Genomic DNA, 21837 nt, shown 5'->3' on the forward strand with positions numbered 1-21837 from the left:
CGCCTTGCGGTAATCGAAAAGAAACATTAATGTCTCCGGGCGAAATTTGTCCGCGGGGGCTTTTCGCGACAAGACCGGCCGCCAGCAGCCGGACAGCGCGTCCCCTTCGTATCGTCAAATTTCGTGGAGCAATCCGTATGTTGATGCATCGGTTATATGCCGGGCTGGCCGCCTGCCTGCTCGTGGTCACCGCGTTCTGCGCTGCCCCAGCGTCCGCCGCCGGGCCGTCCCACCAAGGAAAGACCGCCGCGCCAGCCAGCCGTGCCGGCACGTCTTCCGTGCAGCACAAGCCGCTGGTCCTTGCCGACGAAGGCAGCTTTTTTGTCGGCGGCCGCGAGGTCGCCTCCGAAACCCTGTCCTTGACGCCCAAGTACGATCCGCACGGCACGGTCACCGTCGACCAGATGTACGTGCAGTACCAGATTCCGGAGCATGCGAAGCGCTACGGCATCACCCTTATCCATGGCTGCTGCCTGACGGGCAAGACCTGGGAGACGACCCCCGACGGCAGGATGGGCTGGAGCCAATACTTCGTGCGCAACGGCTACGCCACCTACACCATCGACCAGGCCGGGCGTGGCCGTTCCGCGACGGACATCTCCGCCATCAACGCCGTTCACCTGGGCAAGACGGCCTCCGACACACTGCCCGCGGTGTTCGCCGCCGGCCACGAGGCCGCCTGGACCATCTTCCGGTTCGGACCCAAGTATCCGGAGGCCTACAAGGACTCGCAGTTTCCCGTACAGGCGCAGGCCGCCCTATGGCAGCAGATGGTGCCGGACTGGCTGACCTCCTTGCCCACGCCCAACCCGACGGTGGCCGACCTGTCGCAATTGGCCATCAAGCTGAAAGGCACGGTGCTGATGAGCCATTCGCAATCGGGCATCTACCCCTTCCAGACGGCCGCGCTGAACAAGCTGGGCGTGGCCGGCATCGTCGCGGTGGAACCGGGCGAATGCCCCAAGGTCGATGAAGCGCGCGCGCTTGTGGGCATTCCGATCCTTGTCGTCTACGGGGACCACGTCCAAGAATCCAGCCGCTGGGCGCCGCGTTTCAAGGCTTGCCAGGATTTCATCACGGCCTTCAAGACTGCCGGCGGGACCGGTGAATTCCTGAGCCTGCCGGCGATCGGTATTCATGGCAACTCGCACATGATGATGCAGGACAAGAACAACCTTCAGATCGCCGACCTGATCCTGGACTGGATAGACCGCAACGTAGAGCGGACAGGCGGCACCGCGGCTTCGGCGTCCCATTTACGCAAGAGCGCGGCCAAGTAGCGATCGGCGCGCGTATCCCATCGAGATCTCCGGGGAGGCCTCGATGAAGACCAAGGAGAAAAAACCATGAAGAAGACCATCGCGGCATTCGCCGTGGGCGCGGCGTGCGCGTTTTCGAGCGTTCCCGCGGCGCACGCCGCCAATGCCAATGCCAACGCCGGTGCAAGCGCAAATGCGCAGCCGATTCCGGGTGCGGCCCCAGGCGCGCTCCCGGATACCGATGCAGCACGCCACCACGTGCTGGTCCAGGCCGCCCCCGACGTCCGTATCGACGTGATCGAGGAGGGCGCGGGCAGGCCGCTCGTGCTGCTGCCCTCGCGCGGCCGCGGCGCGGAGGATTTCGACGACGTCGCCCGGCGCCTGGCGGCCGCGGGCTATCGTGTGCTGCGCCCCCAGCCCCGAGGCATATTCCAGAGCACCGGCCCCATGCAGAACATCACGCTGCATGACCTGGGCAATGACGTCGCGGCCGTCATCCGCGACCAGGCCAAACAGCCGGTGGTCATCATCGGCCACGCCTTCGGCAACTGGGTCGCGCGGACCACCAGCGTCGATCATCCCGAGCTCGCGCGCGGCGTCGTGATCGTGGCGGCCGCCGCGAAGAAATATCCCCCGGGCTTGAGCGAACACGTGGACCGCAGCGCGGACTTGTCCCTGCCCGACGCGGAGCGGCTGAAATCGCTGCAGTTCGCCTTCTTCGCGCCTGGACACGACGCCAGCGCATGGCTGCGCGGCTGGTATCCGGCCGTCAATGAAAGCCAGCGCCTGGCCGGCAAGGCAACCAAGCAGTCGGACTGGTGGTCGGGCGGCAAGGTGCCCATGCTGGACCTGCAGGCCGGCAACGACCCCTTCAAGCCCGATTCCACCCGCAGCGAAGTGAAGGACGAGTTCGGCGATCGCGTGACGATGGTGGTCATCCCGGACGCCGGCCATGCCCTGGTCCCGGAGCAGCCCGCCGCCGTGGTCGACGCGATCGTGAAATGGGAAAAATCGCTGCCGTGAGGTGTGAGCGCGTTTTCATCCGTACGCCCGCACAGGCAAGCCGGGGCATGACCGCCGATTTGGCCGGATTCTCGGCCGCTATGCACGCGCGGCCCGTGGCCCTGCACCACGCAAGCATGAGCTCTTCGAGCAGCTTGTTGAGCCGTATGGTCCTTACCGCCGGGAGAGGACGAAGATACAGTTGACCCATGGCTTTCCACTGCTGCTCATTGGATAGGTATTGCGATGAAACGTCTGGGTCTACTGCTGGTGTTCTTTGCCTTGATGGGGCTCGATACGACGAGGCATGCGACCGCGGCGGACCGGCAAGCGGCAACGCACGCAACCTCATCGACGAATCACACCAGTGTGGTGGCAGCGCCTTTGAAGAAGCACGGGCGGGAATTTCACCGTCTGGCCGGCCGTGGCGCCAGGCGATGCGACGACCCCCTCATCGAACAGGATAAGGGAGCCTGCAGCGAATAGGATAGGGGCGAGGCGCCCCGATGATGGCGCCTGGCCCCCGCTCCCAAGTACGCCGCGGCGACGGCGGCACCCCGTTTCTACGCTGAACGCGCGGGAACCCCAGCCAGCAGAGGGCCGACTCCCTCGGCCACGGACACGCAAGCCTTGCCGCTGCGCGTCGCCTTCGCTCGGGCCCACACGTGCGAGCGGCGGATCGTTGAACATGCAGTAGGGAATCAGCCTGGCGGTGGTACTACGCGTACCGCCGGCAAGATTGTCCAGCACGATGCGGAAATCGTCGGCCGAGACATGCGTGAATTGCGGACTTCCCGCGCATTCTCCAACAGCCCAGATCGCCGGCGCGGTGGTCGCCAAGTGGGCGTCGACCCGGATATAGCCGCGCTCGTCTACTTCCACGCCAGCGGCTTCCAGGCCGATGCCGCTGGTGTTGGGGACACGTCCGGCCGCGACCAGCAGATCGCTGCCTTCCACGGTTTGCGCGCCGAGCGGCGTTTGCACCATCACTCTGACGACGTCGCCGGAACGGCCTTGTACTTCCTTCACGTCGGCGCCTGTGATATCAGCTTCTTCTTTTGGATGCGCAAGAAGGCACCCATAGGGCGGTTGCTTACTCGTGGGTAAGTGCGGCCGGCTTGCGCAGCAGCTTACCCAGCGCATAGGGCCCGGGACCGCCCAGCACCAGCGCGATCAGGCAGGCGCCGTACAGCAGGTTCGTTTCGATCCCCGGCGGACCGAACTTGATGCCATCCGGCGTCACCGAGACCAGCTTCACCGCCGAGAAGCCGTAGGGGCCATGCACGGTAACCATCGCGACGATCAGCACCGCCAGCATGGGTATGCTCGCCCAACGGATTCCGATTCCCAGCAGGACGGCCAGTCCGCCGCCGACCTCCGCGAGTATGGTCAGCCAGGCCATCAGATGCGGCTGTGGGACGCCAAGGTTATGCAGTACGTTGGCGAAACCCGCGGGATTGCCGAGCTTGGCGTAGCCGTGCCAAATGAAGCCGTAGCCCACCATCAGCCGTAGCGCCAATTGGGACCAGGACGCGTAGGCCGATGTGTTGGCGGAAGTATTGGACGGGGACAAACCAAAAAGCTGAAAAGCGCTGCGCATGATGCGGAGAACTCCCATGACGTGGTGTGCGAGTGGAATACGAAGGCCGTTGCAGGCGGCCTCCTGGGTATGTATTTCGTCCGGTCACGTCAAAAAGTTACAGCCGCTCGCCTGCAATGGATGACTTTGTTCCCGCACACCGGCCAAGCGCCGTGCCGCGGCGCCTGGCGCCAAGGCCAAGGCAGGTATGGCCCAGCGGCCTATCGGGCGCCGGATTTTGCGGTTTAATGTGAGCCGTCACAAGCAAGGTTTTGCAGTCATGGACGCAGGGCAAGCAGGCGCGAACGGGCACATAGTCGTCGTCGGCGCGGGGATCGTCGGCGCATCGGCCGCGTATTTTTTGCGGCAGGCAGGGTGTGCCGTCACGGTGCTGGATGCCAGTACGCCGGCCGCCGGCGCATCGGGGGCCTCCGATGGCCTGGTGTCGGTGGGCAGCAAGAAGCCCGGTTTCTTGATGAACATCGCCCGCAATGCGCGCGATTTCTACGTCGAGCTCGAGCGCGACGGCGTCCTGGGCGGGCTGTTCCACCAACGTCCAACGTACCTGTTTGCCCGCGATGAAACCGAAGCGCAACTCATGGCGCTGCACGGCCGCGACCTGGAAAGCGCCGGGGTGCGGGTGGAAAGCCTGAGCGGCGCGGACTTTGCCCGGCACGTGCCCGGCATATCGCCCGCGATCGTTGCCGCCCTGGCGGTACCGGATGACGGACACGCACTGGGGTACCAGATCGTCGATCGGATGCTCAAGCGCTCGGACGCACGGGTCGTTCGCGGCGCGACGGTGCGCCGCATCCAGCTCCGGCATGGCCGCGCGGTGGGCGTCGCGACCGACGCCGGCGACTTCGCCGGCGATGCCGTCCTGATCGCCGCCGGCCTGGGGTCGACGGCCCTGGCCGGACTCGGCGATATCCTGCTGCCGCGGAAAGGACAGATCATCATCACCGACCGCGCCAGCGACAACCAGCCGGCATTCCGCGGGCCATTGATGTCCGCGGCCTATCTGGCCGCGAAGCGCAATGCCGACGCATCCCGCCGCAATCCTGTGAGCCTGGTCATCGATCCGCTGCATACGGGACAATTGCTCATCGGCGGAACGCGCGAGGACGGGCTGGCCGACCGGGAAACGACCGTCGACCACGTCTCCAGGATCCTGCGGGAAGCCCTTGCCGTCTATCCGCCCATGGAGCGCCGCCGAGTCATACGCACGTTTGCCGGCGTGCGCACCGCCAGCGTGGACGGCCTGCCTATCGTGGGCAGGCACCCGTCCGTCGATGCGCTGGCCATCGCCACGGGGTTCGAGGGCGACGGCATCTGCCTGGGACCGCTGATGGGCCGCCTCGCCGCCCGGATCGTGCTGGACGTGCCCTGCGACCTGGATATCGGCCCCTTATCGCCGGCGCGCTTCGCCGGACAGCAGCCCGCCGTATCGCCGGTACTACCGCACGACGCCGGCAACACCGCCATGCCGGCTGCTACTTTTGGAGTCGGGCCATGAACGTTTCCCAGCGGCATTTCTTCTGGAAGGAACAGGCCATTCCCTACCGCGAAGGCGAAACACTGGCGCTGGCGCTGCGACGGGCTCAGGTGCGGGACTTCGGCCCCGCGGCCGGCGGCCAGCAAGGCCGTTATTTCTGCGGCATCGGCCAATGCCAGGCCTGCCTGGTGTCGGTGAACGGCGGCGCGGCGGTCGAGTCCTGCCTGACCCCCGCCCAGCCCCTGGCCGTGGTTATGCCCGGCGCATTCTGAGACCGCACGCATGCATACTGAGAGGGGCGCGCATGCCTACTTCTCCCGACATCCTGGTGGTCGGCGCTGGGCCGGCCGGCGTCAGCGCGGCAATCGAGGCCGCCACGCGCGGCGCGCGCGTGCTGCTGGTCGAACAGCGGCCGCACGCCGGCGGCGCCATTCATCGCGCCGCTTACGACGGCAGCCCCAGCGCCGTGCCGATGCCGTCACGGCACAAGAACAACTGGGCCCGGTTGCAGCGCGATCTGGCGCGGTTCTCCGACCGCATCCGCCTGCTGACCTCCGCGGTATTCCTGGGCATCGACGGCCACGGCATCTGCATGATCGACAGCCGTGGCGCCGGCCAGGTGAAGCTGGTCCGGCCCCGGGCCGTCATCTTCGCCACGGGTGCCACCGAGCGCGTGCCGCAGATACCGGGCTGGGAACTGCCCGGCGTCGTCACGGCCGGCGGGCTGCAGGTCCAGATGAAGGAAAGCGGCCAGGCCCCGGCCGGCCGTATCCTGGTCGCCGGCAATGGCCCGCTGCCGCTGGCCCTGGGCGCGCAACTGGCCGCGCTGGGCAACGCGCCGGTTGCCGTCCTGGAAGCCGCGGATCCTTATCGGAACATCTGGTCCCGGCCCGCCGCGATGCTGGGCCTGGCGGCAGGCCCAAGGCAACTGCTGGAGGCCGCCACGTATTTCCGTGCGCTGCGGTCGGCCCGCGTGCCGTATCGCACCGCCACGGCCGTCGCCGCGATCAGCCGGGACGACGACGGCCTGCAAGTGCAGACCCGCGACCGGCATGGACTCATGCGCGACTACCGGGTGGACCTGCTGGTGCTGCATGGCGGCCTGGCCTGTAACGACCGCGGCATTCCGCCGGGCGATACGCACGGCCTCGTTATCGCACGTGCCGGCGATTGCAACCGCGTGCTGGGCGCCGACGCCGCGCCGGGCGAAGGCCGGCGTGTGGCCGCCGCCGTCATGGCGAAGCTGGATCGCGCCCCGGCGGCGCCGGGAAGGGCCGCGCCCCAGCGCCGCGACGCGCAAGCACCAGGAAGCGCGGCGCCCCTGGGCCGCCGCGCGGAAGCGCCAGGAAGGCCCGAACCCTTGGCCACCGCCTTCCAGAACTCAATCGGCCGCCTGTTCCACCACGCCGGCGCGCCGACGGATACGGACGTCGTCATTTGCCGCTGCGAAGGCGTTACCCGGCAGGCCCTTGCCCAGCAGGAGCTGCACTCCGCGCGCGAAACCCGCCTGGTGGGCCGCATCGGCATGGGCCTGTGCCAGGGCCGTTACTGCGCGCACGCGGCCACCATGGGTATGGCAGCGAAGGAGGGCAGCGCCCTGACCTTGGCCGAGATCGATGGCCCCATACCCCGCTGGCCCATCCGGCCGGTGTCCGTCAAGGCACTGGCCGATGCGCAAGATCTTTGATGCTCCGTCCACGGCTTAAGCGCGGGCAGCCCGAAGCGCATCCACGCCTGATCCAAGGGCTCCCGAGCGGGATCCCAAGGCTCTTCAAATGCTTGCAACGCTGACCACCATGAACCGCCTCAACATCGCTACCCGCCCCGTCGTCCACGGCCTTACCCTGGGCGTGCTCATGCTCGATACCGAATTCACGCGCTTTCCCGGCGAGATCGGCAATGCCGCGACCTGGTCCGTGCCGCTGCAATTCAAGATCGTACGCGGCGCGACGCCGGAACGCGTCATCGAAGACCAGGGCCGCGGCCTGCTCGATCCGTTCGTGGAAGCGGCACAGGAACTCATAGACCTGGGCGTACGGGGCATCACGACCAGTTGCGGCTTCCTGGCCCTGTTCCAGCGCGAACTGAGCGCCAGGCTTTCCGTGCCGGTCGCGACCAGCTCGCTGTTGCAGGTGCCCATGGTCGAGCGCATGCTGCCGGCGGGCAAGCGTGTCGCCATACTCACGATCAACCGGGCTGCCTTGACGGATGCGCATCTGGCCGCCGTCGGCGTGGACCGCACGACCCCGATCGCGGGCATGCCGCCGGATAGCCTCTTCCGGCGCGTCTTCACCGACCAGGCGCAACCGGAGGAGGCCGATTTCGCGATCCTCGAACGCGAAATGGTGGAAGCGTCCCGCGCGCTGGCGGCCGCGCATCCCGAAGTGGGCGCCATCGTGTTCGAATGCACCAACATGCCGCCTTTCGCCGCGGCGGTCCGCAAGGCGACGGGTTTGCCGGTATTCGACATGGTCAATATGCTGCGGTGGTTTATCGACGCCATAGCGGACTAGGCACGACCATGCCCGGGTTTGCCCGTATTGATCCGCACCGCGGAATCGGCGTGCCCCGCCATCGGTGGATGTCGCGGCCGGCTATGCACAAAAATATGGCGCGATCGTGAATATCGCGCTTCTGGCAGGGGGTAGGGGCGATTAGAATGCCTGCCGGTACGCAAGTCCGGCGCCGCGCGCGGCTTTCCAAAGCGCCTGCCGGCCATGTTTTGACGCATTCAGGAGAATCCCGTGATCACACGCAGAAGTTTTGTTTCCGCCACGTGCGCGTTCGGCCTCGGGTCGATGATTTCCATGCCGGCGCTGGCCCAGCAAGCCGAATCCACCATGGAACGCATCAAGCGGACCAAGGTCTTGCGCACCGGCTTCGTCGCGGGCGCGGCGCCGTATTTCGTCAAGTCGGTCGCGACCGGGCAATGGCAGGGCTTCTGCGTCGATTTCTCCAATCAGCTGGCCGAGTCCCTCGGCGTCAAGCTGCAGGCCATCGATACCACCTGGGGCAATGCGGTGCTCGACCTGCAATCGAACAAGATCGACTGCATGTTCGGCCTGGCGCCCACCGAGCAGCGCAAGAAGACCGTCGCCTTCACCGATCCCCTGTTCCAGAACACCTTCACGCTGGTCGCGAAGAAGAGCCTGGATCCCAAGACCTGGGACGAGGTCAACCGGCCGGAAGTGCGCCTGTCGGTCGACCAGGGTTCCAACCAGGACACCTTCGCCACCCAGACGCTGACCAAGGCCTCGCTGCATCGTTTCGAGACCTCCGGCGATGCGACCCTCGCGCTGCAGACCGGCCGGGTGGACGCGCAGGTGCTGGTGATCCTGCTGGCCGTGACCGTGCTGTCGAAGTCCCCGCAATTGGGCCACCTGGTGATCCCGACACCGGCCGCGACGGCGCCCACCGCCATCGGCGTGCAGAAGGAGGCCGACCAGGCCTTCACCGAATACGTCAACCAGTGGCTGGCCACCGAGCGCTCCAAGGGCCTGATCAAGCAGACCATCGTCGACAACATGCAGAAGCTGGCCGGCGTGGATCCCAAGCTGTTCCCCAAGGAAGCCACGTTCTGATTCATCGCCGGGGACGTCCGCCGTCCCCACGCGACGCGCCGGTGTCCCGACGTGGACGCCGGCTGGATAGCGCGGGACATACAAGGAGGTGTCGTGTACCGCTGGGACTTTGGTGCCGTCTGGGTCTACCACAAGTTATTGTTGAGCGGCCTGGCCTATACCGTCGTGTATACGGTCATCGTGGTGGTGGCCGGCCTGGTCGTGGGCCTGGTCGTCGGCATCGGGCGGGTGCGTGCGCCCGTGTTCATCGCGGGCATCCTGCGCGCCTATGTGGAGATCTTCCGCTGCACGCCTGTACTGGTGCAGCTGATCTGGTTCTACTACGCGCTGCCCATCCTGACGAATATCGAGATGTCGCCCACGATGGCCGCGGCGCTTTCGCTGACGCTGTACGGCGGCGCCTTTTATTCGGAAATCGTGCGCGCCGGCATCCTGGGCGTGGACTGGGGGCAGACGGAGGCGGGGCTGGCCATGGGCATGCGCAACAAGCAGGTCATGCGCCGCATCATCCTGCCCCAGGCGTTCCGGCGCATGGTGCCGCCGCTGATGAGCCAGTCTATCATGCAGTTGAAGAACACCTCGCTGCTGTCGGTCATCGCCGTGCCGGACCTGCTGTACCAGGCGCAATCGGCGGCGCACGACTCCTACCGCCCGCTGGAGCTCTATACGATCGCGGCCCTGTGCTATTTCGCGGTACTGTTTCCCGCGACGCTGTGGTCCAAGCGCATTGAAAACCGTCTCGCGAAGCAGGACAGGAACGCATCATGAGCGGCCCGATGATAGAAATCAGCAAGCTCAGCAAGCGATTCGGCGACCACGTGGTGCTGAAGGACATCACACTGCAGGTCGAGAAGGGCACCGTGGTGGCGATGATCGGTCCGTCTGGATCGGGCAAGTCCACCTTGCTACGCTGCATCAATCTGCTGACCATCCCCGACGGCGGCACGATAAGGGTAGGCGAGCGCAGCATGGATTTCACCAGCGGCCACGGCAGGCGGATGCACGAGAAGGACCTGGCCAGCTATCGCGCCACCACCGGCATGGTGTTCCAGCACTTCAACCTGTTCCCCCACATGACGGTCCTCCAGAACGTGATGGAAGGCCCCGTGACGGTGAAGAAAACGCCGAAGACGCAGGCTCGCGAACAGGCGATGGTACTGTTGACGCGTGTCGGCCTGGCCGACAAGGCGGACGCCTATCCGGACATGCTGTCGGGGGGGCAGAAGCAGCGCGTGGCGATCGCGCGCGCCCTGGCGCTGCGGCCGGACGTCATGCTGTTCGACGAGGCAACGTCCGCGCTGGACCCGGAACTGGTGGGCGAAGTGCTCGCCGTCATCAAGGGGCTGGCCGAGGACGGCATGACCATGATCCTGGTCACCCATGAAATCGCCTTCGCCCGTGAGGTCGCCGACCAGGTGATCTTCATGCGCGACGGCGTCGTGGTGGAGGCAGGCCCCGCCACGCAGGTCATCGACGCGCCCGCGCAGGCCGCCACGCAATCCTTCCTGGCGCGCTTCAATCGGGGCTGAAAGCCTGTGAACGGGTCTTCCGGGCGTGGCGTGGAAGCTCCGCCCGTGAACGCCAGGCTTCCGGTGGGCGGCCAGCCTGGCGATAAACCGCTAGCGCGCCCACAACGGCACGCAGGCTCAGCCCTTCAATCCCAGCCGCTTGATGATCTGGGTCCACTTATCCAGATCCGCATTGAAGACCTTCAGGAACTCCTGGCGCGGCATCGGGGAAACTTCGATGCCATTGAGTTCGAGCTTCTTCTCGATGTCCGGCTGCTTTGCTGCCGCGACGATGCTGGCGCTGAGTCCATCAAGCACGGTTTCGGGGGTGCCACTGGGGGCCAGGAAACCGTACCACGGCAGGTATTCGAATCCTTTGACGCCGCTTTCGTCGATGGTCGGCAGCTCCGGCAATACGGAAGAACGCTTCAGTCCCGACGTGGCCAGCGCCCGTACCCGGCCGCTGCGGATAAACGGCAGGGCCGCCGGTATGGTCGTCAGCACGGCCTGGATCTGGCCGCTGGCCACGTCCGACACGGCCTGCGGCATGCCCTTGTAGGGTACGTGCGTAAGCTTGATGCCGGCCTCGGATTGCAGCATTTCCATGGCCAGGTGGCCATTGCTGCCCACGCCCGCGGAGCCGAAATTCAGCCTGCCCGGATGCGCCTTGGCCTGGGCCAGGAAATCCGCCATGGTTTTTATGTCGGATGTCGCGGGCACCACCAGCACGTTCGGCGTGACGCCCACCACGGCGACCGGCGTCAGGTCCTTGCGCGTATCGAAGCTGAGATTGTCGTACAGCGCCGAGTTGTAGACCACGCCCTGATGGTGCGCCAGCAGGGTCATGCCATCAGGCTTGGCCCGGGCCACCAGCGCGGTCGCGATGGTGCCCCCTGCGCCAGGACGGTTCTCCACCACCACCGATATGCCGCGCTCCGTTCCCAGCTGCAAGCCGATCAAGCGGGCGACGATGTCGACCGAACCGCCCGCCGAAAAGGGCACGTATACCGTCATTGTCTTGGTGTTCACCTGGGCCTGCGCATGCGCGCTAGCCAGCGCAACGCAGAGTGCGGCAACGAGGCGGGCCGTAGTCTTGATGATGCTCATGAGTGTTGTCTCCTTTTTATATATTCAAAACGCCGCTACGCGGCGGCGGCCGCGTTGCAGACACGATCCGCCAGGTAGGGCAGGATGCCGCCGCGCGTAAAGTACACGCGCTCATCGACGCGCAAGGCACTGCGCAATGCGATGTGTTCAGACCGGCCGTCGCGTCGGGTGATGACGCATTCGACGGTTTCGCCGCGCAGGGCTGGGGTCTCGCCCCACACGATCGAAAACGTCTCGCTGCCGTCCAGGCCCAAGGATTTGCGTGACACGCCTTCCGGAAACAGCAGCGGCATCACGCCCAGCGCGGCCAGATTCGACCGATGGATGCGCTCGAAGCTTTCCGCGATGACCGCGCCCACGCCCAACAGGCGGGTACTGCGCGCGGCATCGTCGCGTGACGAACCCGTGCCATAGTTTTTCCCCGCCACGATGACCGTGGCGATGCCGGCCGCCTGATAGTGACGCGCGGCATCCAGCACGCTGCTGTCGGTACCCTGGGGCATCACGCGCGTATGGCCGCCCTTGTATTCAGGCGCCATCTCGTTGACCAGGTTGGGATTGGTAAAGGCGCCCCGCAGCATCACTTCCCAATGGCCGCGCCGCGCGCCGAAGGTGTGCATGCGATCCGCCGCTACCCCCAGCGCCGACAGATATTCGCCGGCGGCGGATTTCGGTACGATCTTGCCCGCCGGGGAAATATCGTCCGTGGTGACGCCATCGCCCAGCAGCAGCAATACGCGTGCGTCGCGAATGCCGGCGCCGGGCGCGCGCGACGCCGTTCCGGCCGCGAAAAACGGCGGCCTGGCCACATAGCCGGAGGTGTCCGCCCAGTCGTAGACGGTGGTGCGGGCAGGTCGCAAGGCATCCCACTGGGGCGAACCGGCCGTCAGCGCCGCCCGCCGCAGCGAGAACAGCTCGCGGTCCACATGGCGGTCGACGATGGCTTGAACCTCTTCCGGGGCGGGCCAGATGTCGGCCAGGAACACGTCCCGGCCTTCGACGTGCCCAATGGGTTCCCGGGTCAGGTCGGCGGTGACACGTCCGGCCAGCGCGTAGGCAACGACCAAGGGCGGCGACGCCAGGTAATTGTGGCTGAGCTGCGCCTGCACCCGCCCGCTGAAATTGCGGTTACCCGACAGCACGCCGCAGCCCACCAGGCCATGCTGCTCGATCGCCCGCATGGCGTCGGGCAGCAGCGCGCCGGAGTTGCCGATACAGGTGGTGCAGCCATAGCCGCAAATCTGGAATCCCAGTGCGTCCATGTACTGTTGCAGGCCGCTATCCTGCAAATAGCGGCTTACCACCAGGCTGCCCGGCGTGAACGACGTCTTCACCCAGGCAGGCACCGTCAAGCCGGCTTGCACCGCGTTCCGGGCCAGCAGGCCTGCCGCCACCACCAGCGCAGGGTTCGCCGTATTGGTGCAACTCGTAATGGCGGCAAGCAGCACCGCGCCATGCGGAATACCGCCCGGCGTCGCCGGGGCAGCGGCGGCAGGCTGCAGCTTGAGGAACGAGTCCGGCACGTCGCGCAAGACACGCCGCTCTTCCGGCCGCTTGGGGCCGGCCACCACCGGCTCCACGCTGCCCAGGTCCAGTTCCAATACATGCGTATAGGCCGCCGCGGACGCATCCGCGGCGTGCCACAGGCCGGCATGCCGCGCGTAGGCCTGCAGCAAGCCGCTTTCGCGGCCCGTACCGTCCAGGTAGCTGACCGTCTGTTCGTCCCACGGGAAGTAGGAACAGGTTGCGCCATACTCTGGCGCCATGTTCGCAATGGTGGCGCGGTCCGGCACGGCCAGGTCCCGCATCCCAGGACCGAAGAACTCGACGAACTTGTTCACCACGCCGAATTTGCGAAGCAGGGCGGTCACGGTCAGCACGCAGTCCGTGGCGGTCACGCCGGGCCGCAGCCGGCCCGTCAGCTTCACGCCGACCACTTCGGGCATCGGCATCTGCAACGCGTCGCCCAGCAGCGCGCTGAGCGCCTCGATGCCGCCGACACCCCAGCCCAGCACGCCGAGCGCATTGATCGTGGGCGTATGGCTGTCCGCGCCGATGACCAGCTCGGGATGCACGGACCGGCGGCCTTTCTCGGCCACCACCACGCATCCGGTCGCCAGCGATTCCAGATTCACTTGATGGCAAATGCCCGAGTCCGGCGGAATCACGCGCAGGTTATCGAAGGCCTGCGCCATCCATTTCAGGAAATTGAAGCGCGCCCCGTTGCGCGCATGCTGATTCGCGGAATTCTTACGCTCGGCATCGGCGTTGCCCGACTCGTCGACGACGATCGAGTGATCCACCACCAGGTCCACCGGCACCCGCGGATTCACCGTGGCGGGATCCAGCCCGCGGTCCACCGCCGCCTGTCGCAGCGAGCAAAGGTCCACCAGCACGGGAATGCCCGTGTAGTCCTGCAACAGGACGCGGCTGGTATGCACATTGACGTTTTCGCCTTCCCGCGCCGCCCGCGGCCAGTCCGCGAAGCGCCGTAATATCGCCTGGGCGTCGTCCGCGCTCGCGGCATGGCGCAGATTGTTTTCCAGCAGGACCTTCAAGGAGTAAGGCAGCGTCTTCAGGCCCGCGTAGCCGGTGTCGCCCTTGCCGGGCGCCAGGTCCAGGCAATCGTAGCGCTCGCCGTTATAAGTGAAGGAAGTCCAAAGATCGGAATTGCGGGTCATCCAATGTCTCCGTGCCTTTACCCAAGGCCGCGCGCGATGCCATATCGCGCCGCTGCCCGTAAGGCATGCCGTCGTTTTTCGTGTGTGCGATTCTAAGGCGCTCCCCTTACAATAAAAAACGCTAATTTCCGCTCAGCCTGATCGATTTCCCAGCTATGTCGATACGATTCTCCCTGCGGCAGCTTTCCGTCTTCGTCGCCGTCGCCCGCCAAGGCAGTACCCGCAGCGCGGCCGAAACGCTGTCCATGTCGCAGTCCGCGGTCAGCGCGGCCCTGGGCGAGCTGGAAGCGGTGGCCAATGAACTGCTGTTTGACCGCCATGGCCGTAAGCTGGTCCTGAACGACGCCGGCCGTGCGCTGCTCTCGCGCGCGGCGCCGCTGGTCGAAGGCGCCGAATCGCTATCGCGCAGCTTCGACTCCACCTCGGTATCGCTGCGCATCGCCGCCAGCAGCACCATCGGCAACTACGTGCTGCCGGCGATCCTGGTGCGCTTCCTGTCCGAATATCCCACGGCCAAGCTGGACGTCAGCATCGATAACACACAAGGCGTGCAGGATGCGGTCAGCAACTTCAACGCCGATATCGGCTTGGTCGAGGGCGGCTCGCACGGCCCCGATGTCACGGTGCAGCCTTGGATAGAGGATGAAATGGTCGTGGTCGCCGCGCCGCACAGCCCCACCGCGCGCTGCGCGCGCCGGCGCAACAACCTGGCCGCCGCGGATTGGATACTGCGGGAACCGGGATCAGGTACGCGCGAATTCGTCGAACAGCAGATCGGCAAGGCCCTGGGCACCTTGAACATCGCCTTCGAACTAGGCGACTCCGAGGCCATACGCCGCACGCTTATCGGTGGCTACGGCGTCAGCTGCCTGTCGCGCTACGTCGTGGCGGAAGACCTGGAAGCAGGGCGCCTGGTCGAGATCAACGAGGGCTTGCCGCTGCTGACCCGGCCTTTCCTGATCGTTATGCACCGCAATAAATCGCAGTCGCGCGGCCTGGCCGCATTCCGCGGCATCCTAGATTTTCATGCGGACATCCTGGCCGCGACGCCGGCCAACCCTGCCGTGCACTGACGCCACGAGCGATACGGTCCTGCGGTTGGCCAGGTTCTACATGGGGCGCTAGGCCGCCGCCCGCGCGGGCTCGCGGCCTTCCTTCAGCCGCGCCAGCTCGTCGCCCAGATAGGCCGCGATCGTGCGCATGCCGTACAGGCCGGCCTGCGCCTCGGCCTCGCTGTTGTAGTTGGTATTCGTGTTGACGTCATAGGTATAGATCTCGCCGCGCTCGTCGGTGATGAATTCGATACCGGAAATACCGATGCCGTTGGCGGCGATGAAGCGGCGGTACTTGTCGATGATCGGGTGGGCGAAGTCCTCGATGATCTGGAAGCGGGGCGCGGCCGGCGCCGTCTCGCCCACGGGGCAGAACGCGTCGCCGATCTGGCAAACGTCGGCCGGGCACAGCTCGAAGCCCAGCGAGGTATCCACGCACACCGCATACAGGAATTGCCCGCCCACGAACTCCACGCGCGTGATATACGGCTCGGGCGCGCGTATGTATTCCTGGATCAGCGTAATGCCGTCGATCGAGTCCTCGAAGGCATCGCTGTCCAGATGCTGCTTCAGCGCGTCCACACCATGGAACAGGTGCACGCCCAGCCCCTTGCCGGCGCGGTTGTGTTTGGTGATGAAGGACCCGCGCATCTTGCGCGCAGCGGCCAGGATGTTGTCGCGCCCGATCGCCGCTACCGTGTGCGGCGTGCGTATCCCGAAATTGGCCAGGGCCGCATACTGCGCGATCTTGCTTACTTCCAGCTGCAGGGCGCGGCCATTGTTGATGACGCGGCGACCGTGCGATTCCAGCCACGCCAGCACGCCGGCCGTGTATTCCGGCGCGTAGCGGTGGCCCCGGCTGTGCGAAGAGGCGCTCATGCGGTTGTAGAAGACCCCGTCGGGCGGCGCGCCGGACAGGTCCAGCGTGCCCTGGTCCAGGAACCATTCCTCGAAGGGCAGGTCCAGTTCGTCGAACGCCGCGCGCAGCGGCTCCACCCAGGTCGCGTTCTCGTGGATCACGTAGATTTTCGGCATGGTCGCTCTTTCGGATGCGCTTATGGCGCGGAAGAAGGGATTTGGTCTGCTTTTTTTAGCGAGCATACCGGCCGGGATCCGCATTGGATATGGCGGATCCGGCATATGGTTATGGGGATTTTTTCTAAGCGAGCAGGCCCAGCTCCAGGATGGCATCGCGCTTGTCCAGCAGGTGCTGGCGCAGGATGCGTCCCAGCCGGGCGCCGTCGCGCTGACGCAGGGCCAGCAGCATCTGTTCGTGGTCCTCGATCGCGCTGGCCCACTTGGGCGCCTTCAGGTTGGAGCGCAGCCGCAGGGCTTGCACCCGGCGGTTCACGGAAAGGTAGGTCTGCCGCAGCACCTGATTGCGGGCCGCCAGATTGATGCGGTCATGGATCTGCTGGTTGCGGCTGTAGTAGCCGGGCAGGTCGTTGCGGGCGCGGCAGTCCAGCATGGCGGCATGCAGGGCCTCGATCTGTTGGACTTCGTCGTCCGTGATGCGTTCGCAGGCGAGCTCGCCGGAGAAGGCTTCCAGCCCGCTGAGCACTTCGAAGGCCTCGCGGATTTCCGCTTCGGACATGCGCGCCACGGCGGCGCCGCGGTTCGGCGATATCTCGATCAGTCCTTCGGCGGCAAGCACTTTCAGGGCCTCGCGCAATGGCGTGCGCGAGATTCCCAGCGTTTCGCACAGCTGCCGTTCGTTCAGCTTCATGCCGGGCGCGAGTACGCCCTCGATGATGAAGTTGCGCAAGTGCTCGGTGACCGAATCGTGCAGGATCGCCCGTTCCACCGGCGTCAGCAGCGGTGTGGCCTGGGAAGTTTCCGGGTCTTTGTACATAGCGAATCTGGATGGACGGGCTGGCGCGCCATCATCGCTCAGGCGGGCGCATCCTCCCCTTGCCGCGGCAATGGGGCGGGGTCCAGCGCCGCCGCCAGCACCTGCGCGACGTGCAGGGATTCTACCCCGGTCCCATCCAGGACCTGGTGCCGGCAGCTGGTGCCGTCGGCCACGATCCAGCTGTCCGGCGGCGCGGCGCGCACGGCGGGCAGCAGCGCGGCCTCGGCCATCGCCTTGGAGGCGGCGAAGTGCTCGGCCTCATAGCCGAAGCTGCCCGCCATGCCGCAACAGGACGATTCAATGACCGAGACTTCCAGTCCGGGTATCCAGCCCAGCACGGTCTTGACGGGCTCAAGCGCATCGAAGGCCTTCTGGTGGCAGTGGCCATGGACCAGGGCCAAGCGGCGCGCGGGCGCGCGCAAGGGCAGCGCGAGCCGGCCGGCCTTGTGCTCGCGCACCAGGAACTCCTCGAACAGAAAGGCCGATTCCGCCAGGCGCCGCGCGGCGTCGCCGTAGCCATAGTTCAGGAACTCGTCGCGCAGGGTCAACAGGCATGAGGGCTCCAGGCCCACGATGGGTATACCGCGCTCGACATAGGGCGACAACGTATCGAGCAGCCGTCGGGCCTCGGCCTTGGCCTGGTCCACCAGGCCCGCGGCCAGGAAGGTGCGGCCGCAGCACAGCGGTCGCTCACCCGCGCGCAGGTTCAGGTGCACCGCATAACCGGCCGCCTCCAGCACTTGCCGGGCGGCGCGCGCGTTGGCCGGCTCCATGTAGTTATTGAACGTATCGACGAAGAGCAGCACTTCCCTGGCGGGCGGCCTTCCGGCGGCATGCGGGGCTGCCCCCGCGCCTGCGCTCGCGCTTGCGGGTACGTGAGGGGCGGCACTCGGGGCCGTCCGCGCGCGGGCATTCGCGGCCACATCCCGACCGCCATCGCGGGCCGCGTCGGCCAGGAAAGACCGGCCAAGGCGGGGCAGCGACCGCTGCTCGGCCACACCCAGGCTATTCTTGACCAGCCGTGCCAGCGCGGGCGTGCGGTCTATCCATCGCATCAGCGCCCCGAGACGGCTGGCCATCGGTGCATAGCGCGGCAGGAACGCCACCACGCGGTCCCGCAGTGTCAGGCCATGCGCGGCCACCCACGCGCTGCGCGCCTCGATTTTCAGCTTGGCCATGTCGACGCTGGTCGGGCACTCGCGGCGGCAACCCTTGCACGATACGCACAGATCCAGCGCCTCCCTGACGGCGCTGCTGGCAAGCCCGTCCAGCCCCACCTGTCCGCTGATCGCCAGGCGCAGGGTATTGGCGCGGCCGCGCGTGACGTGCTGTTCGTCCTTGGTCACGCGGTAGCTCGGGCACATGGTGCCGGCGTCGAACTCGCGGCAATGGCCGTTGTTGTTGCACATCTCCACGGCCTTGGCCAGCCCGCCCGTGGGGTCGCCGGCGCTGCCGGGCGCCGACTCCTGGCCGGTCATGGGGTCGCGGGTCACGTCCCACGCCGACCAGTCCAGCGCGGGCACATACGGCGTGACGCGATAGGCCGGCGGGAAGCGGAAATTCCCGGCATCGTCCATGCGCGGCGGGTTGACGATCTTGTCAGGATTGAAGCGGTTGGCCGGATCGAACAGCGCCTTGATCTCGCGAAACGCCTGGTTGATGCGCGGCCCGTATTGCCAGCTGACCCACTCGCCGCGGCACAAGCCGTCGCCGTGCTCGCCGGAATAGGCGCCCTTGTAGCGGCGCACCAGTTCGGCGGCTTCCTCGGCGATGGCCCGCATCCGGGTCGCTCCGTCGCGCCGCATGTCCAGGATGGGCCGCACGTGCAGTGTCCCCACGCTGGCGTGCGCGTACCAGGTTCCCTCCGTGCCGTGGCGATGGAACACCTCGGTCAGCTGGCGCGTGTATTCCGCCAGGTGTTCCAGCGGCACGGCGCAGTCCTCGATGAAAGAGACGGGCTTGCCGTCGCCCTTCATGCTCATCATGATGTTCAAGCCGGCCTTGCGCACTTCCCACAGGGCCTTTTGCGGGCCGGCTTCGGTCATCTCGACCACCGCGCCCGGCAGGCCCAGGTCAGCGGCCAATTCCGTCAGCCCGCGCAACTGTTGAAGCAGCGCCTGCTTGTCGTCGCCGGCGAACTCCACCAGCAGGATGGCCTGCGGCTGCCCCACCAGGGCGCGTACGATGACCGGACGGAAGGCGGGGTTGTCCATCGCCAGTTCGATCATGGTGCGATCCACCAGCTCCACGGCCACCGGGCCGAGCCGCACGATGTGCTGGGCCGCCTCCATGGACTGGTAAAAGGTAGAGAAGTTCACCACGCCCAGCACCTTGTGCGCGGGCAAGGGCGACAGCTTCAAGGTAAGCCGCCGGGTGAAGGCCAGCGTGCCTTCGGAGCCCACCAGAAGGTGGGCCAGGTTGGCCTCGCCATCGTCGGTATAGGCGCGCGGATTCTGGCAATCGAAGATATCGATGTTGTAGCCCGCCACCCGCCGCAGCACCTTCGGCGTGCGCGTAGCGATCTCGTCGCGTTCACGCATCGCGATGCCGCGCACGCCCTCCAGGATGGCGCGCAGGCGCGGCTCGGGCGCCAGCCGCGACACCGGCCCGAACGTGCCTTGCGTGCCGTCGGGCAGGATGGCATCGATGGACAGCACGTTGTGCACCATGTTGCCGTACTCGATCGAGCGCGAGCCGCAGGAGTTGTTGCCGGCCATGCCGCCCAGCGTGCACTGTGCCGAGGTCGACACGTCCACCGGGAACCAGAGTCCATGCGGCTTGAGCCACGCGTTCAGGTGATCGAGGACGATGCCGGGCTCGACCGTGACGGTGCGGGCCTGTGGGTCGAAGTCGATGACCTGGTTCAGCCATTTGCTGGTGTCGATGACCAGCGCCTCGGCCACCGTCTGCCCGCACTGGCTGGTGCCCGCGCCGCGCGCCAGCACCGGTATCTGTTCGTCGCACGCGATGTCCAGGGCGGTGGCCAGGTCGGCCTGGTCGCGCGGCACCACGATGCCGATGGGCGTCATCTGGTAGATGGATGCATCGGTGGCGTAGCGGCCGCGGCTGGCGCCGTCGAAGAGTACATCGCCGCGCAAGGCCTTGCGCAGCCGCGTGGCCAGGGCCGGCGCGGCGCCGGCGGCGTAGGGGACCAGGCGGACAGGCTGGGGCAGCACCGGAGAAGGCGTCGTGGTCATGGATAGCGTGGCGACAGGTTGTTGCGGGTCTTGCGCAGGCGCGAGAAGGCCATCGAGATCACAGGCCAGAACAGCGCGAACAGGGCGAGCGCGACGATGCTGCCCACCAGGCCGTTGGACCAGAACACGCTCAGGCTGCCCGAGGAGATCAGCATGGTCTGGCGAAAGGCATCTTCGGCCCGGTCGCCCAGGACCAGCGCCAGCACCAGGGGCGCCAGCGGATACTGCAGCTTCTTGAAGAGATAACCGACCACGCCGAAGACGAGCATCAGCCAGATATCGAAGGCCGCGTTATGCACCGTGTAGGCACCGATGGCGCACACCACCAGGATCATCGGCGCGACGATGGAAAACGGGATGCGCAGGATGGCGGCGAACAGCGGCACGGTGGACAACACCACGAACAAGCCGGCCAGATTGCCCAGGTACATGCTGGCGATCAATCCCCACACGAACTCCTTCTGCTCCGCGAAAAGCAGGGGGCCGGGCTGCAATCCCCAGATCATCAGTCCGCCCAGCAGCACCGCGGCGGTCGCCGAGCCGGGTATGCCCAGGGCCAGCATCGGCAGCAGGGCGCTCGTGCCGGCCGCATGGGCCGCGGTCTCGGGCGCCAGGACGCCTTCCACGTTGCCTTGGCCGAAGGAATCCGGGTCCTTGGCGAACTTCTTCGCGACGCCATAGCCCATGAAGGATGCGGCGATGGCCCCGCCGGGCGTCACGCCCAGCCAGCAGCCGATCGCCGCCGACCGCAGCAGCACCAGCCAGTAGCGCGGCAGCGATGCCCAGGTCTTGAAAACGACCTTCAGGTCGATGGCGGCCTTCTTGCCCTTGAAGGCGACGCCTTCCTCCATGGTGAGCAGGATTTCGCCGATGCCGAACAGGCCGATCACCGCCACCAGGAAGTCGAAGCCGCGCAACAATTCCGAAGAACCGAAAGTCATGCGCAGGTCGCCGGACACGGTATCCATGCCGACGGCGGCCAGCGCGAAGCCGATGCCCATGGAGATGACGATCTTGGGCTTGGACTCGCGTCCCATGCCGATGAAGCTGCAGAAGGTCAACAGGTAGACCGCGAAGAACTCCGCGGGCCCAAAGCGCAGCGCGAAACGGGCCACCGCCGGCGCGAGGAAGGTGATCAGCAGCACCCCCACCAGCGCCCCGAAGAACGACCCGGTGAACGCCGACGTCAGCGCCTGTCCGGCGCGTCCTTGTTGCGCCATGGGATAGCCGTCGAAGGTGGTGGCCACGGACCAGGCCTCGCCCGGGATGTTGAAAAGAATCGACGTGATCGCGCCGCCGAACAGCGCGCCCCAGTAGATACACGACAGCAGGATGATCGCCGAGGTGGGGTGCATGGAGAAGGTCAGCGGCAGCAGGATGGCCACGCCGTTGGGCCCGCCCAGGCCCGGCAGCACACCCACCACGATACCCAGCAGGATGCCCACCATCATCAGGCCGACGTTGCCCCAGGACAGGACGACGCCGAAGCCGTCCCAGAGCGCGGATAGTTCTTGCATCGTGTTC

At 66.4% G+C, this 21837-nt stretch carries 18 protein-coding genes; 10 read left to right on the forward strand and 8 right to left on the reverse strand.

Going from position 1 to position 21837, the window contains the following annotated elements; translation table 11 throughout:
- Nucleotides 1-137: 137 nt before the first annotated feature.
- Nucleotides 138-1280, forward strand: a complete 1143-nt coding sequence (locus tag AKI39_RS12455) for an esterase (protein WP_201258501.1) — start codon at nucleotides 138-140, stop codon at nucleotides 1278-1280.
- Between the two features lie 66 nt (nucleotides 1281-1346).
- Nucleotides 1347-2282: an alpha/beta fold hydrolase gene (locus AKI39_RS12460; protein WP_235610615.1), complete on the forward strand. Its 936-nt coding sequence runs from the start codon at nucleotides 1347-1349 to the stop codon at nucleotides 2280-2282.
- Between the two features lie 327 nt (nucleotides 2283-2609).
- Here AKI39_RS12460 and AKI39_RS25265 read toward each other — a convergent pair whose 3' ends face one another.
- Nucleotides 2610-3290 (reverse strand): FAD-dependent oxidoreductase, encoded by a 681-nt coding sequence (locus AKI39_RS25265; RefSeq protein ID WP_235610617.1) that lies wholly within the window; start codon nucleotides 3288-3290, stop codon nucleotides 2610-2612.
- Nucleotides 3291-3354: 64 nt separating this feature from the next.
- Nucleotides 3355-3861 carry a DoxX family protein gene (locus AKI39_RS12475; protein ID WP_145925263.1) on the reverse strand — a complete coding sequence of 169 codons (507 nt, stop codon included), beginning with the start codon at nucleotides 3859-3861 and terminating at the stop codon, nucleotides 3355-3357.
- A 259-nt stretch (nucleotides 3862-4120) separates the two neighbouring features.
- On the opposite strand from AKI39_RS12475, the gene AKI39_RS12480 reads away from it, so the two are divergent.
- The 7 genes from AKI39_RS12480 (at nucleotide 4121) to AKI39_RS12510 (ending at nucleotide 10445) form a co-directional block, all read left to right on the forward strand.
- Nucleotides 4121-5356, forward strand: coding sequence for an NAD(P)/FAD-dependent oxidoreductase (locus AKI39_RS12480; RefSeq protein ID WP_066636265.1), 1236 nt, complete (start codon nucleotides 4121-4123; stop codon nucleotides 5354-5356).
- Complete coding sequence (locus tag AKI39_RS12485; protein ID WP_066636266.1) at nucleotides 5353-5607, forward strand: 2Fe-2S iron-sulfur cluster-binding protein; 255 nt, start codon at nucleotides 5353-5355, stop codon at nucleotides 5605-5607. The genes AKI39_RS12480 and AKI39_RS12485 overlap by 4 nt, the downstream gene beginning before the upstream one ends.
- 32 nt (nucleotides 5608-5639) lie before the next feature.
- On the forward strand, nucleotides 5640-7022 hold the full coding sequence (locus AKI39_RS12490) for an FAD-dependent oxidoreductase (RefSeq protein ID WP_066636267.1): 1383 nt from the start codon (nucleotides 5640-5642) through the stop codon (nucleotides 7020-7022).
- Between the two features lie 88 nt (nucleotides 7023-7110).
- Nucleotides 7111-7848: an aspartate/glutamate racemase family protein gene (locus AKI39_RS12495; RefSeq protein ID WP_066636268.1), complete on the forward strand. Its 738-nt coding sequence runs from the start codon at nucleotides 7111-7113 to the stop codon at nucleotides 7846-7848.
- Between the two features lie 231 nt (nucleotides 7849-8079).
- Entirely contained in the window at nucleotides 8080-8916 is an 837-nt protein-coding gene (locus AKI39_RS12500; RefSeq protein ID WP_235610619.1) for a transporter substrate-binding domain-containing protein, read from the forward strand.
- Nucleotides 8917-9009: 93 nt separating this feature from the next.
- A complete protein-coding gene (locus tag AKI39_RS12505; RefSeq protein ID WP_066636270.1) occupies nucleotides 9010-9684 on the forward strand; it encodes an amino acid ABC transporter permease in 675 nt (224 codons plus the stop codon).
- A complete protein-coding gene (locus tag AKI39_RS12510) occupies nucleotides 9681-10445 on the forward strand; it encodes an amino acid ABC transporter ATP-binding protein (protein ID WP_066636272.1) in 765 nt (254 codons plus the stop codon). Before AKI39_RS12505 ends, AKI39_RS12510 begins: the two co-directional genes overlap by 4 nt.
- 117 nt (nucleotides 10446-10562) lie before the next feature.
- Here the strand turns inward: AKI39_RS12510 and AKI39_RS12515 are convergent, their stop codons facing one another.
- Together AKI39_RS12515 and acnA are read right to left on the reverse strand one after the other, a co-directional pair.
- On the reverse strand, nucleotides 10563-11531 hold the full coding sequence (locus AKI39_RS12515) for a Bug family tripartite tricarboxylate transporter substrate binding protein (protein WP_066636276.1): 969 nt from the start codon (nucleotides 11529-11531) through the stop codon (nucleotides 10563-10565).
- A 35-nt stretch (nucleotides 11532-11566) separates the two neighbouring features.
- Nucleotides 11567-14212, reverse strand: a complete 2646-nt coding sequence (acnA, locus tag AKI39_RS12520; protein WP_066636278.1) for an aconitate hydratase AcnA — start codon at nucleotides 14210-14212, stop codon at nucleotides 11567-11569.
- Between the two features lie 155 nt (nucleotides 14213-14367).
- Between acnA and AKI39_RS12525 the strand changes: the two genes are divergently transcribed.
- The gene (locus AKI39_RS12525; protein ID WP_066636280.1) at nucleotides 14368-15285 is read left to right on the forward strand and encodes a LysR family transcriptional regulator; all 918 of its coding nucleotides are present in this window, start codon (nucleotides 14368-14370) and stop codon (nucleotides 15283-15285) included.
- A 48-nt stretch (nucleotides 15286-15333) separates the two neighbouring features.
- Here AKI39_RS12525 and AKI39_RS12530 read toward each other — a convergent pair whose 3' ends face one another.
- The 4 genes from AKI39_RS12530 to AKI39_RS12545 all read right to left on the reverse strand — a co-directional run bounded on the left by AKI39_RS12530 (nucleotide 15334) and on the right by AKI39_RS12545 (nucleotide 21830).
- Nucleotides 15334-16299 carry an ATP-grasp domain-containing protein gene (locus AKI39_RS12530; RefSeq protein WP_066636282.1) on the reverse strand — a complete coding sequence of 322 codons (966 nt, stop codon included), beginning with the start codon at nucleotides 16297-16299 and terminating at the stop codon, nucleotides 15334-15336.
- Between the two features lie 124 nt (nucleotides 16300-16423).
- Nucleotides 16424-17116, reverse strand: coding sequence for a GntR family transcriptional regulator (locus AKI39_RS12535; protein WP_066636285.1), 693 nt, complete (start codon nucleotides 17114-17116; stop codon nucleotides 16424-16426).
- Between the two features lie 38 nt (nucleotides 17117-17154).
- On the reverse strand, nucleotides 17155-20313 hold the full coding sequence (locus AKI39_RS12540) for an FAD-binding and (Fe-S)-binding domain-containing protein (protein WP_066636288.1): 3159 nt from the start codon (nucleotides 20311-20313) through the stop codon (nucleotides 17155-17157).
- Nucleotides 20310-21830 carry a tripartite tricarboxylate transporter permease gene (locus tag AKI39_RS12545; RefSeq protein WP_066636292.1) on the reverse strand — a complete coding sequence of 507 codons (1521 nt, stop codon included), beginning with the start codon at nucleotides 21828-21830 and terminating at the stop codon, nucleotides 20310-20312. The genes AKI39_RS12540 and AKI39_RS12545 overlap by 4 nt, the downstream gene beginning before the upstream one ends.
- Between the last annotated feature and the right edge of the window lie 7 nt (nucleotides 21831-21837).

It is taken from the genome of Bordetella sp. H567, from assembly GCF_001704295.1.
In the GTDB taxonomy this organism is placed as follows: Bacteria; Pseudomonadota; Gammaproteobacteria; order Burkholderiales; family Burkholderiaceae_B; genus Bordetella_C.

Coding starts and splice junctions, on each gene's coding strand:
- AKI39_RS12525 (WP_066636280.1), top strand. CDS start 14,368: ATGTCGATACGATTCTCCCTGCGGCAGCTTTCCGTCTTCGTCGCCGTC.
- AKI39_RS12475 (WP_145925263.1), bottom strand. CDS start 3,861: ATGCGCAGCGCTTTTCAGCTTTTTGGTTTGTCCCCGTCCAATACTTCC.
- AKI39_RS12545 (WP_066636292.1), bottom strand. CDS start 21,830: ATGCAAGAACTATCCGCGCTCTGGGACGGCTTCGGCGTCGTCCTGTCC.
- AKI39_RS12530 (WP_066636282.1), bottom strand. CDS start 16,299: ATGCCGAAAATCTACGTGATCCACGAGAACGCGACCTGGGTGGAGCCG.
- AKI39_RS12515 (WP_066636276.1), bottom strand. CDS start 11,531: ATGAGCATCATCAAGACTACGGCCCGCCTCGTTGCCGCACTCTGCGTT.
- AKI39_RS12460 (WP_235610615.1), top strand. CDS start 1,347: ATGAAGAAGACCATCGCGGCATTCGCCGTGGGCGCGGCGTGCGCGTTT.
- AKI39_RS12495 (WP_066636268.1), top strand. CDS start 7,111: ATGCTTGCAACGCTGACCACCATGAACCGCCTCAACATCGCTACCCGC.
- AKI39_RS12490 (WP_066636267.1), top strand. CDS start 5,640: ATGCCTACTTCTCCCGACATCCTGGTGGTCGGCGCTGGGCCGGCCGGC.
- AKI39_RS12535 (WP_066636285.1), bottom strand. CDS start 17,116: ATGTACAAAGACCCGGAAACTTCCCAGGCCACACCGCTGCTGACGCCG.
- AKI39_RS12485 (WP_066636266.1), top strand. CDS start 5,353: ATGAACGTTTCCCAGCGGCATTTCTTCTGGAAGGAACAGGCCATTCCC.
- AKI39_RS12510 (WP_066636272.1), top strand. CDS start 9,681: ATGAGCGGCCCGATGATAGAAATCAGCAAGCTCAGCAAGCGATTCGGC.
- AKI39_RS12540 (WP_066636288.1), bottom strand. CDS start 20,313: ATGACCACGACGCCTTCTCCGGTGCTGCCCCAGCCTGTCCGCCTGGTC.
- acnA (WP_066636278.1), bottom strand. CDS start 14,212: ATGACCCGCAATTCCGATCTTTGGACTTCCTTCACTTATAACGGCGAG.
- AKI39_RS12480 (WP_066636265.1), top strand. CDS start 4,121: ATGGACGCAGGGCAAGCAGGCGCGAACGGGCACATAGTCGTCGTCGGC.
- AKI39_RS12455 (WP_201258501.1), top strand. CDS start 138: ATGTTGATGCATCGGTTATATGCCGGGCTGGCCGCCTGCCTGCTCGTG.